The organism is Mesorhizobium sp. M00.F.Ca.ET.216.01.1.1 (assembly GCF_004010325.2).
GTDB lineage: Bacteria > Pseudomonadota > Alphaproteobacteria > Rhizobiales > Rhizobiaceae > Mesorhizobium.
Window position 1 is genome coordinate 1 of sequence record NZ_SADR02000312.1, and the last position, 339, is coordinate 339.

The 339-nt window shown below is 64.9% G+C and carries 1 pseudogene; it reads left to right on the top strand.

The window, feature by feature from the left end:
• Positions 1-19: 19 nt before the first annotated feature.
• Positions 20-339, top strand: a pseudogene (gene nadE / locus EN859_RS36260) (NAD(+) synthase); the annotation flags it as partial.

Sequence of the window (339 nt, forward strand, 5' to 3'; positions counted from 1 at the left end):
CTCGAGATTCACCAAGGATGTGCTGGCGTTGGATGCCGCCGCTGAGGCAGAGCGCATCGTGACGGCGACACGTGAACAGGTACTGGTCACGCTTCGGCGTCGCGGGGTGGTGGTTGGGCTGTCGGGCGGCATCGATAGTTCCGTCGTCGCATCGTTGTGCGTGCGTGCCTTCGGCAGGGACAAGGTGCTGGGAATCTTCATGCCGGAGCGCGATTCCTCCGGAGACTCGCTCAGGCTCGGACGTGTCGTCGCAGCCCAGCTCGGCATCGACACTCTGGTGGAAGACATTGCGCCGGCGCTCGATGCCATCGGCGCCTATCGCCGGCAGTCCGAGGCCAT